This window comes from Desulfobacterales bacterium, from assembly GCA_021647905.1.
Lineage (GTDB): Bacteria > Desulfobacterota > Desulfobulbia > Desulfobulbales > BM004 > JAKITW01.
Genome location: JAKITW010000014.1, coordinates 1 through 15,637 on the forward strand (window position 1 = coordinate 1; position 15,637 = coordinate 15,637).

Below are 15,637 nucleotides of genomic sequence, written 5' to 3' on the forward strand. Positions count from 1 at the left end.
GCGCGGGTGTGCGGGGTGAGGGGTCGCGGGTCGGGGGTCAGGGGTCAGGGGTCAGGGGTCAGAGTAAATTATAAATTTTGACTTATTGTCAGGCCACAAAAAAAGGCCGCCCGGGGTTGATCCCCGGGCGGCCTTTTTGAATATGATTAAAACGCAACTCAGGTCTTCTTGATCTTGACCGCGCATATCTTGAGTTCGGGGATGCCGCAATCCGGGTCCGTCGCCGGGTTGGTCAGCTGGTTGGTGGGGGTTTCGCTAAAGTGGAAGGTCATGAAGACCACCCCCCTGGGGGACTTGTCGGTGATCCGGGTCCGGGCCGTGACCTCGCCCCGCCGCGACAGGACCACCACCACCTCGCCATCCTCGATCCCGAGACCAACGGCGTCCTCCGGGTTGATCTCCACAAACTCCTGATTAACGATATTGCGCAGTACCTCACATCTCCGGGTCATGCTTCCGGTGTGATAATGGTAGAGGTTGCGGCCGGTGGTCAGGATAAAGGGATACTCCTCGTCAACAAGCTCCAGGGCGGGCCGGTAGGCCAGGGGGATGAACCTGCCCCGGCCGCGCGGAAAGCCGTTGGCATGCAGATACCGGGTGCCTGGATGATCGGTATCCGGACAGGGCCACTGCAGGCTGCCCTGCTCCAGCCGCTGGTAGTTGATGCCGCCATAGGACGGCACCAGGCTGCTGATCTCGTCCATGATCTCGGCGGGATGGTTGAAATCAAAACCGTCCGCGCCCATCCGCTGGGCAATCTGGCAGATAATCTGCCAGTCGGCCTTGATCTCGCCGGCCGGGTTGACCGCCTTGCGGATCCTCTGGGCCCGCCGCTCGGTATTGGCAAACACCCCGTCTTTCTCATAGCTGCAGGCCGCGGGCAGGACCACGTGGGCAAGCTGGGCGGTCTCGGTCAGGAAGAGATCCTGGACAATCAGCAGGTCAAGGCTTTTCAGGCATTTTTCCACATGGTTGGCGTCCGGGTCGCTCAACACCGGATTCTCGCCCATGATATAAACGGCCTTTAATGTTCCCGCATCAACCGCCGGCCACATCCTGGTCAGGGTCAACCCCGGGGTCTCGGGCAGCCGCACGCCCCAGCCCTGTTCGAACCGCTGCCGCGCCGCGAGATCAGCGACCTGCTGGTAGCCGGGATAGTAAATGGGCAGTCCCCCCATATCGCAGGCCCCCTGGACATTGTTCTGGCCGCGCAGGGGATTGACCCCGGAGGAGGGCTTGCCGATGTTGCCGGTGAGCATGGCCAGGTTGGAAATGGCCTTGACATTGTCGGTGCCCTTGGAGTGCTGGGTGATACCCATGGCGTAAAGGATCGTTCCCGGTCCCTCGCTGGCGTAGATCCGGGCCGCCTCGACGATCTTATCACCATCCACCCCGGTGAGCGCGGCAACCTCGGCCAGGCCGAAGCCGGCCAGGGATTGCCTGAACTCCTCGAAATTCTCGCAGCGGCTGTCAATGAAATCCCGGTCCAGCAGCCCCTGGTCAACTATCACCCGGGCCATGCCCATCAGGAGCGGCACGTCGGTGCCGGGGTTGAGACGGAGCCAGAGGTGGGCATGGGTGCAGAGCCCGACCCGGCGGGGGTTGATAACGATCAGCTTGCCGCGGTTCTTTACCGCCCGGAGCACCTGGTGATAGATGATCGGGTGATTCTCCGCCGTATTGGAGCCAATGACCATCACCACCCTGGCCTCGCCGATCTCATCAATGGAGTTGGTCATGGCGGCCGAACCGTAAGTTGTGACCAGACCGGTCACGGTTGGGGCGTGTCAGAGACGGGCGCAATGATCAATGGAGTTGGTCCCCATCACTGCGCGGGTAAACTTCTGCAGCAGGTAGTTGTCCTCGTTGGTGCAGCGGGCCGAGGCCAGGGCGGCGAATTGTTCGCCCTGGTTGTCCTTGAGTCTGTCGGCGATAAAGCCCAGGGCCTCGTACCAGGAAACCTTCCTGAAGGGGGCCTCGTTGCTCTCCCGGAGCAGGGGCTGGGTCAGTCGCTCCGGAGAGTTGTAGAAATCAAAGCCGAAACGGCCCTTGACACAGAGTTCGCCGTGGTTGGACGGGCCATGCGCATCGCCCTTGATCTCAAAGATGACGTTGTTCTTGGTATAGATCTCAGTGGCGCAGCCAGTGCCGCAATAGGTGCAGACCGAGTTGGTCATCTCGGCCTCGCCGGGCAGCAGCGGCAGCACCAGGTGATTCTTCATCAGGGTGCCGGTGGGACAGGCATCAACGCAGACCCCGCAGGATACACATTTATCATTAATGGTGATATCCTTGTCAGTAACCACCCCGTCCTCTTCCTTAAAGGACAGGGTTATCGCCCCGTAGGGACAGACCCGTTCGCAGCGATAGCAGAGGACGCACTTGTTGGCATCGATCCGGATCGATGGATGATCGCTTTTTTCGTGGCACTGCAGCCTCTTGGCCGCAAGCTTGGCCGGCACCTTATGCTCAATGGCCAGGGGCCGCAGGGTACATTTGGACAGACCGGTGCAGCCGCACTGCAAACATCTTTTGGCCTCCCTGACCGCCATTTCCACGGAAAAACCGGTTTCCACCTGGTCAAAGTCACGGATCCGTCGTTCCGGCGGCCGGGCCGGCATCGCCTCGGCCAGGGCAACGGAGGAGCCGGCAAAGTTGGCCATGTCCACGTCCTCGAACTTCTTGCCCTTGGAGAAATTAAGCCGGCCATCAGCCGGTTTGGGCACCGGGTTGCCGGTCATTTCCTTGTGAATGGCCTCGGCGGCGCGCCGGCCCGAATCCACTGCCTGGATCACGCTCCTGGCCCCGGTGGCCGCCTCGCCGCCGGCATAGATGCCCGGGACATTGGTGGCCATGGTGGAGGGATTGGCCTTGATCGCCTTTTTGGGGGACAGGTTCAACCGGGCCTCGATCTCGCCAAAGCCGGCAAAGGCGCCGTCCGACATCTGGCCAAGGCCGTTGATCACCAGGTCGCCCTCCCAGATCAGGGACGAGCCCTCCATGGGAATAGGTTTGCGCTTGCCCCGTTTATCCGGCTCGCTCAGCACGGTACGGGCGATCTCCATCCGCAGGCCACCGCTGTCGGTTTTGGCAAGGCCAAGCGGGGTCGCCATCATAAAGAACTGGACGCCCTCTTTTTCCGCCTCATCGATGTCCCGCTGTGAGGCGGGCATTTCAACCTTGGCCCGGGGATAAAGAACCGTGACCTCAACATCCCCCAGACGGCGGGCGCTGCGAGCCGCATGGATGGAAATCTTGGTGCCGCCGATCACCATCACCTTGTGGCCGGCATTGATCCTTTCGCCGCTGTTGGCGCGCCGGAGAAAGGAGAGACCGTCCCAGATATGCGCCTTGCCGGGCACATCCAACTGGATCTGCCGGGCCATGCCGCAGGCGATAAAAATCGCCTCAAAGCCGTCGTTGCGCAGGTCGGCCAGGTTGAAATCACGGCCCCACTCCTTGCCGGTCCTGACCTGGACCCCCATACCGATGATGATCTCGATCTCGCGGTCCAGTTCGTAATCCGGCATCTTGAAATTGGGAATGCCGTAACGGGCCAATCCGCCCAAACGGGTATCAGCCTCAAAGAGATAGACCTCATGTCCCAGCTTGCGGAGATAATAGGCGCAGGAAAGACCGGCCGGGCCGCCGCCGATAATGGCGACCTTGTGGCCGCTGGGCTCGCCCACCTCCTCGGTAAAGCCACCCTTGAGATTGGCCTGATCAACGGCAAAACGCTTGAGGTGGTTGATGGAGAGCGCTTCGTCGAGCAGGATCCGGCGGCAGCGGGTCTCGCAGAAACGGGGACAGACCCGGCAGACAATGCCGGGCAGGGCGTTGCGCTCCTTGATCAACCGCAGGGCCGCCTCGAATTCACCCTTGGCAATCAGATTGATATAGCCCTGGACATTGATGCCGCCGGGGCAGGTAAGGGTGCAGGGGGCCTTGCAGTCGCCATAATGATGGCCGGCCAGTTCCTGCAGCCGCTTTTTGCGGTGCGCGGTCAACTCGGGGGTCTCGGTTTTGATCACCATTCCGGCGGCAACCGTGGTCCGGCAGGCCCGCTTCCGTTCCCCGTCCACCTCGACCAGACACATCAGGCAGGGCCGCGGCGAGTCTGGTTTTCCTTCCTGGTGGCAGAGGCGGGGAATATCAATGCCGACCTGGCCGGCCGCCTCGAGGATGGAGCAGCCAGCGGCAACCCCGACCTCCCGGTCGTTTATCGTCACTGATACCAGCCCGCGGCCGGCAGCAATGGAACTGTTCTCTGTCATTGTTTCAGCCTTACGGTCAACTGTTGTCACACATTAAGCAGATATTTCCGAAACCCGTCCCAGCGCCTATGAAAACAGGCTCCTTTCTTTAAGAAAACAGGAAGTTGGGAGGGGGAGGAACGGAAGACAGACTGCCGGATATTGATGCAACCCATGCCGGGCAGATTGGAACAACTGGTCCGGAGACCGCAATGTTGTCCAGATGGTACGTCCTGTTAATGCGTACTCATAAAAGTATATATTTTGCCTGTTATCTCTATACGATCAACCGATTATAGTCAATAGATTTTCTGGCCGGGCCTCCTCCAAAACAGCGGCCGGAATCCTGCTTTCAGCACCTGGGGTAGAGCAAAAATCACCCGCCGGACTCCGGGTTGCCTCCTGCCTGGCAAGCGCTTGCCGGCTGCCGGAGAGGTGTCTGTCCGGCAGCCGGCCCTTTATCCATCTTTACCATTGTTCTGGTTATGTTAAGCAGGTATAAGAAAGTATAAGTATCCCGGTTGACATCTTCCAACCCACCCGGGTAAATAATGCCCTCGGCAAAACGCGCTTACCCGGCAGCCATGGAGTCTTTGCCCATGAATCCCGCGGAATCATTTCGCGGCTACGGAAAAAAGCACAATACAAAAAATGAAAAAACTATTGGTTACATATCTCGGCCTGACGCTCCTGGGCCTGATGATTAACGGACCGGTAACAGCAGCCGACAAGATCCTCACCATGTCCACCACCACCTCAACCCAGGCCTCGGGGCTGCTCGACCGGCTCCTGCCGGAGTTTGAAAAAGATACCGGCATCAAGGTCAAGGTGATTGCCAAGGGGACCGGCGCCGCCATCCGCGACGGCATGGACGGCAACGTGGATATCATTTTTGTCCATGCCAAAAACCGGGAGGAGGAGTTTGTCGTCCGGGGTTTCGGCACCAGGCGGTATGCGGTGATGCACAACGATTTCCTGATCATCGGCCCGGCAAACGACCCGGCCGGAATCAAGGGGATGAAAAATGCCGCCGCGGCCCTGGGAAAGATCGCTACGGCCCGGGCCCTTTTCATCTCCCGGGGCGACGATTCCGGCACCCATACCAAGGAGCAGCAACTCTGGCGCGCTTCCGGAGTCAGGCTGGCCGAACAGCATCAAACCATCGTCAAAAAGGGCAAAGAGAAAAAAATAACCTCTCAGCGGCCGGCCGGTTCCAACGGCTGGTACCTGTCCATCGGCCAGGGCATGGGCAAGACCGCCACCTTTGCCGATGAGAAGCAGGCCTACACCCTGATCGACCGGGGCACCTACATCAAGTACAGGTACGGCCGGACCCCGGCCATCGACCTGGTCCCCCTGGTTGAAGGGGACCCGGCCCTGGCCAACCCCTACGGGATCATCCCGGTCGATCCGGCCCGGCATCCCCATGTGGATTACGATCTGGCCGAGCGCTTCGCCCGCTGGATCACCTCGTCCCGGGGCCAGAAGCTGATCAACAACTACCGGTTGATCGGCAGGCAGCTCTTTTATCCGGACGCAAGATAAAAAAACTTTGCAGACCCGGCGGCCCGGCCTGAGATTCCGCATTGCCGAATGACCGCCGATCAAGCCGCGAACCGAGCCCATGGACCTTCTCCTTGACAGTCTGGCATCCGCTGTTCATCTGCTCCTGTCCCTGGATTCCGAGCTTTTCATCATCGTCGGGGTCTCTGTCTGGGTAAGCTGCAGTTCAACGGTCATTGCCTCGCTGATCGGCCTTCCCCTTGCCTCCCTGATCGCCTTTTCCACCTTTCCGGGCAAGCGGCTGACCATCACCTGCCTGAACACCCTGCTGGCCATGCCCACAGTGGTTATCGGACTGCTGGTCTATTCCTTTATCTCCCGCCGGGGCATCCTCGGCCCCATGGAACTGCTCTACACCCGGAAGGCGATTATCATCGGCCAGGTGCTGCTGATCATCCCCCTGGTGACCACCCTGACCATTGCCGCCGTCAACCGGATCGACAAACGCTACCGCAATACCGCCCTGACCCTGGGCGCCAACCGGTTGCAGATGGCGCTGGTCATCTTTAAGGAGGCACGGTACGGGATCATCGCCGCAATCATTGCCGCCTTTGGCCGGGTGATCGCCGAGATCGGCATCTCGATGATGCTGGGCGGCAATGTCCGGGGCTTTACCCGCACCATGACCACGGCCATGGCCCTTGAATACGACAAGGGCGAGTTCACCCTGGCGGTGGCCCTGGGAATCGTCCTGCTCAGTCTGGCCCTTGGCATTAATCTGCTGTTTCACTTTTTCCAGGGCAGGCTGCAATCCAATGCTGTATGAACTCTCCGGACTGACCCGGGTCTTTAACAGCCGGACTGTCCTCGACATCCCGGACCTCACCATGGAAAAGGGGCGGATCCATGCCCTGCTGGGGCCCAACGGTTCGGGCAAGACCACCCTGCTCAACCTGCTCGCCTTTCTCGACGCGCCGACCGCCGGGACCATCTCCTTCGGCTCCGGCCCGGTGCGTTTCACCGAGTCCTTTCTACTGCCCCTGCGGCGCCGGGTTGTGCTGGTTGATCAACACCCGATCCTCTTCACCGCGTCGGTGTACGCCAACCTCGAGTTCGGCTTGAAGATCCGCAGGATCAGGAAAGAGGTTCGCGATAAAAAGATCCGGGCCGCCCTGGAGATGGTCGATATGCAGGACTTCATCCATGCCCGGGGCCAGACCCTGTCCGGCGGCGAGACAAAAAGAATCGCCCTGGCCCGGGCCCTGGTGCTTGAGCCGGAGGTGCTGCTCTGCGACGAACCCCTTGCCAATGTTGATGCCGGGAACCAGGAACGGATTCTGGCCATCCTCGGCCGGATTAACACCCTGCAGCGGACATCGATAATATTCTCAAGCCATGACCAGCCCCTGGCCGAGCGGCTGGCCCGGAACAAACTCTATCTGGATAACGGCCGCCTGGCCGCGAAGAGCGCCTCTCCCCCTTTCTGACCCGCCCGGTGGTTTCCGTAAATTTGTAGCCCCTGGTGAACGGTTACCTTGACAATCAGCAACAAAACATATAAATATATGTTTATATGTTTTTAAACTTAATAGGGCCCGGGTTTGACGGAAACCCGGAGCATATTCTTCCACCCAAGGAGAAACCCTTGCGAAAAAAAACCGGGCAAGCAAAAAGCAAAGAGGTAAATCTCCAGGCCGCGGCCTTTCTGGCCAAGACCATGGCCGACGAAAACCGCCTGCGAATTATTCAATCGTTGCACAAAGGCAAAAAACCGGTCTCCCGCATTGTCGAGGAACTGGGGATTTCCCAGCCCCTGGTATCCCATCACCTCAAGGAACTCAAGCGTTCGCTCCTGGTCAAGGTTGAACGGAACGGCCCCTTTATCAACTATGAACTGACCGACCAGCGGGTCACTGAAATACTCAGCGGCCTGAGCCGGCTGGCAACCGATCTACTCACCAACCGAACCACCTTTTAACGTCAAAGGGAGGAGTACCAATGAAGGAACTTCTGCAGATAGTTGAAAAAATGGACCCAAAAGAGGCGATGACCGCGCTTGCCGGCGCCGTGTCCACCCTTTTCAAACATATTGACGAGAATGCCAAGCTTGACTTTGTTGTCTCCCTGATCGGTGATTCCGGCAACGACAAGATATCGAGCATGGTCAATCTCTGACTGGCTGAATGCATGGACGAAGGTGTCGATCCAACGCGTATGTGCCAGAGCCTGGTGGACAAGGTGGCCCAATCCAGACAGCTGCAGGCGGTCACCGACCCGGAGATCCTGCCCCTGTTCGAGGACTGGTTCGAGGAGCTGGAAAACGAGGTGCTTTCCTTTGCCAGGGATAATCATCCCGTAACCGCGAATGGCCTGGCCGAGGGTATCGGTTTGTCGCGCGCCGGGGCGCATTTTATGCTCAGCAAGCTCAAACGGGAAGGAAAAATTCAAACAGGAGAATGACGCCATGTTGCTGGTACGCTTTTTTCTCAACGAACCGCAGGGGAAAACCTGACGCCATTTCGAGGAAATGCTGCCCAGGCTGGGCAAACGGTTTGACATCGATATTACGGTTATTTCAAAACCGCGCCACGAGTTCCAGTCGCTTGACCATGACGCCCTCGGCCTGCCAAGGGCGCCAGCGGTTATGATCGGCGACCGGGTCATTGTGGCGGGCGCGGATATCAGCGAGGAACAGCTGGCGGCCGCGATAGGGTTGCAGCTTGCAGAGGCCGGGGACGGGCAGCCGTGAAAAGGGCGCTCCTGAACCGTAACCCGCTGTTTTTGCTGAGCCTTGTTATCGGAATGTTGTTTTTCCCCCCGCTGCCCGGGGCAGCGGCAATGGAGGCCACCTTGTCCGGCCGGGATATCGTGGCCGGCGATCCGGTTACCGTAACCGGTTCAATCGAACCGGGCCGGGAGCTTTACGTGGTTGTCTGTACGGAACAGACGTTCAAGGCCGCAGACTCGCCGGGTATTACGGAAAAGAAAAAACTGGCCGCGCTTTTCCAGGACACAACCATCCCGCCGGTTTATTACGTCCTGTCAAGCGACCCGCAGACCCTTGCCCTGCCGCAATCGGTTGAAAAGGGGCAGGAAGAAGGTCTGTTCGCCTTTCCGCCCTTCAGGTATACGGTGGGGGTCAATAAAATAAAAAAATGGGCCGAGATCGACCCTGGGGTGAAAACCATGCTCGGGCCGGTGACCACCGGCGAGCAGTGGAAGTTTCTGACCTATGCCCATGAAACCAGGTTCGGGATCAACACCATTACCAAGGAGAAACAGGCCGGCGGCGGCAACGCCAGAATGGTGCTTGCCGATTTCAGCCGGCAACCCGAACCATGGAACCGGGGTGTCACTGTTTCGCTGGATAAGAAAAGCGGGGCCTTTTCCATTACCATGACCCCCTACGGCAACCTTGCGCCAGGCACCGAGATGGCGGTTTACGTGAACGGCGAGCGGGCCGGCGGGTTTGTCATCAAGCCTTCGGGTTTTTATTTTTCCATTGCCAATACCTATGTGAATCCCCTGGTGGTCGTGCTGGGCAGTTTTCTGATCGGCGTGCTTTTTGTTATCATGGGCGCGGCCGGCGGTCTCTTTACCGCTGCTTTTCAGATTACGATCCTCGGCACCATGGGCCCCCTGGGGGTGAACGCCGCCAATACCATCAAACCAACCAATCTTTTTCTCACCCTGTTGTCACCGGTCACCGGGCTGGGCAACTATTTTCGCGAAAAACGGTTTGCCTGGCCGCTCGGCCTCTTTTTTGCCGCCGGCATTGTGGTTGGCGCCTTCTGGCTGGGCCCGGAATATTCAGCCAAATACCTGCCCATGAAGGCCTACAAGTTCTATCTCGGTATTGTCTGTCTGATAATCGGCATCAAGCTGTTCTGGGAAAGCCTGCCCAGCGCCATTGCCAGGAAGAAACAAACAAAGGCGATTGTCGAACGTTTTAACCGGGCCATGAAAAAGGCCAGGCAAGAGGGCACCGCCATCCAGATCGGCAGGGTTGAGTTTGAAAAATTCAGCCTGACCCGGTTCGACATGAAGTTCTGGGGCGAGACCTTTGTGGCCCGGCCGTTGCTCATGCTGGTCAGCGGGGTGTTCATGGGAATGATCGCCTCCTCCTTCGGGGTGGGCGGCGGTTTCATGTTCATGCCGTTCATGGCCTCTGTTCTCGGCTATCCCATGTATCTGGCAGTACCCATCGCCCTGGCCGGCACCTTTGCCACCTCCCTGGGCGGGATCAGCAGGTACACGATGATGGGGTACTCGCCGGACTGGCTGATGGCCGCCTGTATTGCCGTGGGCGCCATCGGCGGCGGCATGGTGGGGCCGAAGATCCAGAAACGGCTGCCCGAGGTCTTTCTGAAGCGGATGCTGGCCCTGGCGTTGATCATAGTATTTATGAAATACACCGGAGCGCTGCCCTTTCTGCGCTGATCTCCGTCCAGTAACAAGGAAAGCCTCATGCAAAGGGTGACCGCAGACCGAATTTCTTGATCCGGTAACCGATCTGGCGCTGGGTCAGTCCCAGTTCCCGGGCCGCCCGGGCCTGTACCCAGCCATGGCGGTTGAGCGCGGCCTCGACCTGCTGCCTCTCCAGCGCCTGCAGGGACTGGGTCTGGGCGCCCATTGCCGGCTGGGCAAGGGATGGGGCCGGGGCCAGCGGCACCATCCGCTCTTCCGGCTCCGCCTTCATGAATGAGGGCAGGTCCGCCATTTTCACCAGGTTGCGGTCCGCCATGATCACCAGCCGTTCGATCAGGTTCTGCAGTTCCCGGACATTGCCGGGCCAGCGGTAGGTACGGAGAAACTCCAATACCTCCCGGGAAAGGGCCACCCTCCGTTTATTCTCCCGGTTGCTCAACTGGAGAAAATGTTCGAGCAGAAAGGGAATATCCTCGCGCCGGTCCCTTAAGGGCGGCAGGATGATCGGCACCACGTTGAGCCGGTAATAGAGATCGGCCCGGAAGGTGTTTTGAAGCACTGCCTGTTCCAGGCTGAGGTTGGTGGCGGCAATGATCCGGACATCCACCCGGATGGTCCGGGTGCCGCCCAGCCGCTCGAACTGCTTCTCCTGCAGAACCCGGAGCAGCTTGGCCTGGAGCTCCAGCGGCAACTCGCCGATCTCGTCCAGGAACAAGGTACCCTGGTCGGCCAGTTCAAAACGGCCCAGCTTGATTCCAGTGGCCCCGGTAAAGGCCCCCTTTTCATGGCCGAGCAGTTCACTTTCAAGCAGGTTCTCCGGCAGGGCCGCGCAGTTGACCTTGATGTAGGGCCGATCCCGCCGGGGACTGGCCAGGTGTACGGCCCGGGCCACCAGTTCCTTGCCCGTGCCTGATTCGCCCAGCAGCAACACGCTGGCCGTGCTCGGGGCCACCTTGTCAATGGTCCGGAAGACCTCCTGCATCGGCTTGCTCTGGCCGATGATATTATGATGACCGAACCTCTTTTTCAACTCCTCCTTGAGTGACAGGTTCTCGGCCACCAACCGTTCTTCTTTCTTTTTAATCGCATTGTGCAGGTTGAGAAACTGGGCGATCAGCATGGCCACCACGGTGAGGAACCGGATGTCCTCTTCAAAGGAGATCTCCGGGCCAAAGAGCCGGTCCACGGTCAGAACCCCCACCGGCTCCTCAAGCAGGATGACCGGAACGCCGATAAAGGAGGTTTCGCCCTTGGAAAAGCGGGCCCTGGCCCCGGTCCGGTTCAGAAAAAGCGGCTCTTCGGCAATATCCGGCACCACGCAGGGGTATGTCTCCTGGAATATCTTGCCGATGATCCCCTCGCCCACCCGGTAGATACCCCGTTCCCTCTCCTTGGCAGTGAGCCCGTACGAGGCCCTGATCACCAACCGCCGGTCTTTTTCATCCATCAGCACCAGGGTGGCCCGCTCCATCCGCAGGGTCTCGTGCAGGATGCCCAGGATCTCGCCCAGGGCCCGGTCCAGGTCCAGGGCCGAGCCGATCATCTGGGCAATCTGATAAAGGGCCTGGATTTCCTGGGCCTCGATGTTCGGTGTCTTGTCACTGTTGTGCTGAATCATTGCCTGGCCTTTTATATATTTTTAACGATAAGTCACCATCCTGGCTTGCAAAATCCATTCCGAAACGTGGAACCAGGGATTCTTTTTTTCACCGGACAGATTATCCCCGGTTTTTCATCATGTTATCCATTGTCCGGACCAGGCGGCAGTATAACTTCGCCCGGCCGGCGGTTAATCATTTTACTCCAAAAATGTAACAAAATGATTTTCAAGGGACCACAAAAACTACAATATTGTCATTTTGTTACCTGGCCGGGCTGATTGACAAAGATGACGAGATCTCTTCATTTTTGTCGCATTATGCACATTAAGGGCGTTTGTTTCTTTCCCCTGTTTTTTCTCCCGCCGACAGCTTATTCCTCAGCAACATACTGATTTTTAATCATAAAAAATAAACAGTAGCCTCCTGGCACGCTGTTTGCCCTTAGAGCTGGAAAGAGTTGCGGCGCCACGGGACCCAAAGGGTGCGGGAAAGAATTTTTATTTTTTTATCACTTCCATCATACAAGGAGGAATACCAGATGAAAAAGATGAGAAAGGTAGCAATTTACGGAAAAGGCGGGATCGGCAAATCCACCACCACCCAGAACACGGTGGCCGGCTTGTCCCAGATGGGCCGGAAAATCATGGTGGTCGGCTGCGACCCCAAGGCTGACTCCACCCGGCTGCTCCTGGGCGGCCTGGCCCAGAAATCGGTCCTGGACTCCCTGCGCGAGGAAGGTGAAGAGGTGGAACTCGAAAATATCCGCAAAAAGGGTTACGGCGATACCTGGTGTGTTGAGTCCGGCGGCCCGGAGCCGGGAGTCGGCTGCGCCGGTCGCGGCATCATCACCTCCATCAACATGCTGGAATCCCTTGGCGCCTACGCCGAGAGCGAAGAACTGGACTACGCCTTCTACGATGTCCTGGGCGACGTGGTCTGCGGCGGTTTTGCCATGCCTATCCGTGACGGCAAGGCGGAAGAGATCTACATCGTTGTTTCCGGCGAAATGATGGCCATGTATGCGGCCAATAATATCTGCAAGGGGATCACCAAGTTCGCCCAGTCCGGCTCGGTGCGCCTTAGCGGTTTGATCTGTAACTCCCGGGCCGTGGACAATGAAAAAGAGATGATTGAGGAACTGGCCAAGAAACTGGGCACCCATATGATCTACTTTATTCCCAGGGACAACGATGTCCAGCGGGCCGAGATCAACCGGAAGACGGTCATCGAATGGAACCCGGAAGTTCCGCAGGCCGAGGAATACCGCGGCCTGGCCAGGGCCATTGACGGCAACGAAAGGTTCGTGATCCCCACCCCGCTGGAGATCAAGGAACTGGAGCAGCTGCTCATGGACTTCGGCCTGATGAACTAAGCGTTCAAACGGTTCAAACAGCTCAAACAGCTCAAACAGTTCAAACAGCTCAAACAGCTCAAAAGATTCAAAATTCAAAGCTGGAGATAATAATATGCTGATCATGATTAGAGCAATTGTCAGGCCGGAAAAGGCGGATAATATCCTCGCGGCCCTGATGGACGCCGGTTTTCCCGCGGTAACCAAGTATTCGGTGGCCGGCCGCGGCAAGCAGCGCGGCATCAAAATCGGCGAGGTCACCTATGATGAAATCCCGAAAACCATGCTGATGAGCGTGGTCAAGGCCGAGGACAAGGATTTTGTCATCGAGACCATCATGGACACCGCCCGCTCGCCGGGCAAGGGCGCCTTTGGTGACGGCAAGATATTTGTCAGCGAGGTTGAGGAATCCTACACCATCAGTTCCGGCATCAAGGAGAACGGTGGCGCCCCTGAGGAGGATGCGGCATGAAGGAAGTGATCGCGGTGGTGCGAATAAACATGATGAATCAGACCAAGCAGGCCCTGACCGACAGCGGTGTTGACGCCTTCTTTGCCCACGAGGCCCAGGGCCGCGGCAAGGGATTTGTCAACCCCGAGGTCCTTGAAGGCGCGACCCAGGGTTATGAGGAGGCCGCCTCCCTGCTCGGCGAAAAGGGCAAACTCTATCCCAAGCGCCTGGTCACGGTGGTAATCAAGGACAACCAGGTCGATGAGGTGGTCCGGGCGATTATCAAGACCAACAAAACCGGCAAGCCCGGGGACGGCAAGATCTTTGTCCTGCCGGTCTCCGATGCCGTCCGGATCCGGACCGGTGAAACGGGCGTCAGTTCCATTGTCTAAACTTATAAAGGAGTACAAGAATGGCAACAACAGCGAAAAAGCTGGTGCAGTGGGACCCGGCCGAGGTCAAGGCGGAGTTACTGAAGAAATATCCACCCAAGGTCGCCCGCAAGCGCGCCAAGCAGATAATGATCAACGAGGCCCTGGAAAACGAGACCCCGGAAATCACCGCCAACGTGCGGGCCACCCCGGGGATCATCACCATGCGCGGCTGCACCTATGCCGGCTGCAAGGGCGTTATCATGGGTCCGACCCGCGACATCGTCAACATCACCCACGGCCCCATCGGCTGCGGCTTCTATTCCTGGCTGACCCGGCGCAACCAGACCGCTGCCGGGCCGGACGGCGAGAACTACATGCCCTACTGTTTTTCCACCGATATGCAGGACGCCGACATCATCTTCGGCGGTGAGAAGAAACTGGAAAAGGCGATCCAGGAGGCCTATGACCTGTTCCACCCCAAATCGATCGCCGTGTTCGCCACCTGTCCGGTGGGGCTGATCGGCGACGACATCCATACGGTGACCAGGCGGATGAAGGAAAAGTTCGGCGACTGCAACGTCTATGCCTTTTCCTGTGAGGGCTATAAGGGCGTCTCCCAGTCCGCCGGTCACCATATTGCCAACAACCAGGTGTTCCGCCACATTGTCGGTGAAAACGATGCGGTCAAGCCGGGAGACTATAAGATAAACCTGCTCGGCGAGTACAACATCGGCGGTGACGGATTCGAGATCGACCGCATCCTCAAGATGTGCGGGATCACCAACATTGCCACCTTTTCCGGCAACTCCACCTATGACCAGTTTGCCTCGGCCCATACCGCTGATCTGAACACGGTCATGTGCCACCGTTCGATCAACTACGTGGCCGACATGCTGGAGACCAAGTACGGGATCCCCTGGATCAAGGTCAACTTCATCGGCGCCGGGGCCACGGCCAAGTCGCTCCGCAAGATTGCCGAATACTTTGGCGACCAGAAGCTCATCGACCGGGTGGAAACGGTGATCGCCGAGGAGATGCCCGCGGTGGAGGAGGCGGCCCAAGAGGTCAGGACCCGCACCGAGGGCAAGACCGCGATGATGTTCGTGGGCGGCTCCCGGGCCCATCATTACCAGGAACTGTTCAACGAGATGGGGATGAAGACCATCTCGGCCGGCTATGAGTTCGCCCACCGGGACGACTACGAGGGCCGCCAGGTGATCCCCGACCTGAAGCTGGATGCGGACAGCCGCAACATCGAGGAACTGGTGGTCGAGCCCGACGAGACCCGGTTCAAACCGCGCAAGACCCCGGAGGAGATCAAGGCCCTGGAGAAAGCCGGGTACCGGTTCAAACATTACGACGGCCTGAATCCGGACATGGACCAGGGCACCCTGATCATTGACGACCTCAACCAGTACGAGGCCGAAAAGCTGGTGGAACTGATGAAGCCGGATATCTTCTGCGCCGGGATCAAGGAGAAGTTTTCCATCCAGAAGCTGGGCGTGCCGATGAAGCAGCTGCACAGCTATGACTCCGGCGGCCCCTATGCCGGGTTCAAGGGCGCGGTCAATTTCTACAAGGAAATCGACCGGCTGGTCAACTCCAGGGTCTGGAGCTACATGAAGGCCCCCTGGCAGGAGAATCCCCAGCTTTCAGCCGCTTATGTCTGGGAATGA

Annotated in this window: 14 protein-coding genes; 12 read left to right on the plus strand and 2 right to left on the minus strand. The window is 58.5% G+C overall.

Features of this window, described 5'->3' with window-relative positions; genetic code table 11:
* Positions 1-158 precede the first annotated feature (158 nt).
* A complete protein-coding gene (gene fdhF, locus L3J03_03880) occupies positions 159-4,274 on the minus strand; it encodes a formate dehydrogenase subunit alpha (GenBank protein ID MCF6290117.1) in 4,116 nt (1,371 codons plus the stop codon).
* Positions 4,275-4,904: 630 nt separating this feature from the next.
* Here fdhF and L3J03_03885 point away from each other — a divergent pair.
* The 8 genes from L3J03_03885 (at position 4,905) to L3J03_03920 (ending at position 10,196) form a co-directional block, all read left to right on the plus strand.
* The gene (locus tag L3J03_03885; protein ID MCF6290118.1) at positions 4,905-5,798 is read left to right on the plus strand and encodes an extracellular solute-binding protein; all 894 of its coding nucleotides are present in this window, start codon (positions 4,905-4,907) and stop codon (positions 5,796-5,798) included.
* A gap of 79 nt (positions 5,799-5,877) precedes the next feature.
* The gene (locus L3J03_03890; GenBank protein MCF6290119.1) at positions 5,878-6,582 is read left to right on the plus strand and encodes an ABC transporter permease; all 705 of its coding nucleotides are present in this window, start codon (positions 5,878-5,880) and stop codon (positions 6,580-6,582) included.
* Positions 6,572-7,243 (plus strand): ABC transporter ATP-binding protein, encoded by a 672-nt coding sequence (locus L3J03_03895; GenBank protein MCF6290120.1) that lies wholly within the window; start codon positions 6,572-6,574, stop codon positions 7,241-7,243. Before L3J03_03890 ends, L3J03_03895 begins: the two co-directional genes overlap by 11 nt.
* A 158-nt stretch (positions 7,244-7,401) precedes the next feature.
* The gene (locus L3J03_03900; GenBank protein ID MCF6290121.1) at positions 7,402-7,734 is read left to right on the plus strand and encodes a metalloregulator ArsR/SmtB family transcription factor; all 333 of its coding nucleotides are present in this window, start codon (positions 7,402-7,404) and stop codon (positions 7,732-7,734) included.
* 20 nt (positions 7,735-7,754) lie between these two features.
* Positions 7,755-7,931 (plus strand): hypothetical protein, encoded by a 177-nt coding sequence (locus L3J03_03905; protein MCF6290122.1) that lies wholly within the window; start codon positions 7,755-7,757, stop codon positions 7,929-7,931.
* A 12-nt stretch (positions 7,932-7,943) separates the two neighbouring features.
* Positions 7,944-8,216: a hypothetical protein gene (locus L3J03_03910; protein ID MCF6290123.1), complete on the plus strand. Its 273-nt coding sequence runs from the start codon at positions 7,944-7,946 to the stop codon at positions 8,214-8,216.
* A gap of 67 nt (positions 8,217-8,283) precedes the next feature.
* Positions 8,284-8,505 carry a hypothetical protein gene (locus L3J03_03915; GenBank protein MCF6290124.1) on the plus strand — a complete coding sequence of 74 codons (222 nt, stop codon included), beginning with the start codon at positions 8,284-8,286 and terminating at the stop codon, positions 8,503-8,505.
* 53 nt (positions 8,506-8,558) lie between these two features.
* Positions 8,559-10,196, plus strand: coding sequence for a sulfite exporter TauE/SafE family protein (locus L3J03_03920; protein MCF6290125.1), 1,638 nt, complete (start codon positions 8,559-8,561; stop codon positions 10,194-10,196).
* A 25-nt stretch (positions 10,197-10,221) separates the two neighbouring features.
* On the opposite strand, the gene nifA is transcribed toward L3J03_03920, so the two are convergent.
* Positions 10,222-11,802, minus strand: coding sequence for a nif-specific transcriptional activator NifA (gene nifA, locus L3J03_03925; GenBank protein ID MCF6290126.1), 1,581 nt, complete (start codon positions 11,800-11,802; stop codon positions 10,222-10,224).
* Between the two features lie 530 nt (positions 11,803-12,332).
* Between nifA and nifH the strand changes: the two genes are divergently transcribed.
* From nifH to nifD, 4 genes are all read left to right on the plus strand, one after another.
* Entirely contained in the window at positions 12,333-13,157 is an 825-nt protein-coding gene (nifH, locus tag L3J03_03930) for a nitrogenase iron protein (protein ID MCF6290127.1), read from the plus strand.
* Positions 13,158-13,251: 94 nt separating this feature from the next.
* On the plus strand, positions 13,252-13,608 hold the full coding sequence (locus tag L3J03_03935; protein MCF6290128.1) for a P-II family nitrogen regulator: 357 nt from the start codon (positions 13,252-13,254) through the stop codon (positions 13,606-13,608).
* Positions 13,605-13,979: a P-II family nitrogen regulator gene (locus L3J03_03940; GenBank protein ID MCF6290129.1), complete on the plus strand. Its 375-nt coding sequence runs from the start codon at positions 13,605-13,607 to the stop codon at positions 13,977-13,979. The genes L3J03_03935 and L3J03_03940 overlap by 4 nt, the downstream gene beginning before the upstream one ends.
* 20 nt (positions 13,980-13,999) lie before the next feature.
* Positions 14,000-15,637, plus strand: coding sequence for a nitrogenase molybdenum-iron protein alpha chain (gene nifD / locus L3J03_03945; protein MCF6290130.1), 1,638 nt, complete (start codon positions 14,000-14,002; stop codon positions 15,635-15,637).

Coding starts and splice junctions, on each gene's coding strand:
- L3J03_03885 (MCF6290118.1), top strand. CDS start 4,905: ATGAAAAAACTATTGGTTACATATCTCGGCCTGACGCTCCTGGGCCTG.
- L3J03_03890 (MCF6290119.1), top strand. CDS start 5,878: ATGGACCTTCTCCTTGACAGTCTGGCATCCGCTGTTCATCTGCTCCTG.
- L3J03_03895 (MCF6290120.1), top strand. CDS start 6,572: ATGCTGTATGAACTCTCCGGACTGACCCGGGTCTTTAACAGCCGGACT.
- L3J03_03905 (MCF6290122.1), top strand. CDS start 7,755: ATGAAGGAACTTCTGCAGATAGTTGAAAAAATGGACCCAAAAGAGGCG.
- L3J03_03910 (MCF6290123.1), top strand. CDS start 7,944: ATGGACGAAGGTGTCGATCCAACGCGTATGTGCCAGAGCCTGGTGGAC.
- L3J03_03915 (MCF6290124.1), top strand. CDS start 8,284: ATGCTGCCCAGGCTGGGCAAACGGTTTGACATCGATATTACGGTTATT.
- L3J03_03920 (MCF6290125.1), top strand. CDS start 8,559: ATGTTGTTTTTCCCCCCGCTGCCCGGGGCAGCGGCAATGGAGGCCACC.
- nifA (MCF6290126.1), bottom strand. CDS start 11,802: ATGATTCAGCACAACAGTGACAAGACACCGAACATCGAGGCCCAGGAA.
- nifH (MCF6290127.1), top strand. CDS start 12,333: ATGAGAAAGGTAGCAATTTACGGAAAAGGCGGGATCGGCAAATCCACC.
- L3J03_03935 (MCF6290128.1), top strand. CDS start 13,252: ATGCTGATCATGATTAGAGCAATTGTCAGGCCGGAAAAGGCGGATAAT.
- L3J03_03940 (MCF6290129.1), top strand. CDS start 13,605: ATGAAGGAAGTGATCGCGGTGGTGCGAATAAACATGATGAATCAGACC.
- nifD (MCF6290130.1), top strand. CDS start 14,000: ATGGCAACAACAGCGAAAAAGCTGGTGCAGTGGGACCCGGCCGAGGTC.